1 protein-coding gene is annotated in these 233 nt (G+C 38.6%); it reads left to right on the top strand.

Annotated elements, in window-relative coordinates:
- The coding region (locus J7R05_RS09135) for a hypothetical protein (RefSeq protein WP_246468298.1) at positions 1–233 on the top strand (233 nt) is incomplete at both ends.

Here is a 233-nt window from a genome sequence, read left to right as displayed (position 1 = left end):
GTCAATTTTTAATTGAGCTTATGCTTTTGAAGCCAAAAGAAACAGCTGTTTATACAACACTGGTCTTGCTCATGCTTCATGAGCGCGCACCTATTTTTAATGATGCTTCTCATTTATCAAGTTTGTGCAGCTGTTCAGTGTGGACGTTTCGAAACATATTAGAATCTTTAATGAGCCGTGGTTATATCATTCGTTTAGAGAGTGGCCGTTTGTGGTACACATCATCAGCAGTT

This window comes from Bartonella capreoli (assembly GCF_902813205.1).
Classification (GTDB): Bacteria; Pseudomonadota; Alphaproteobacteria; order Rhizobiales; family Rhizobiaceae; genus Bartonella; species Bartonella schoenbuchensis.
The sequence above is the reverse complement of the archived record's forward strand: the minus strand, read 5'-3'. Positions and strand labels throughout refer to the sequence as shown.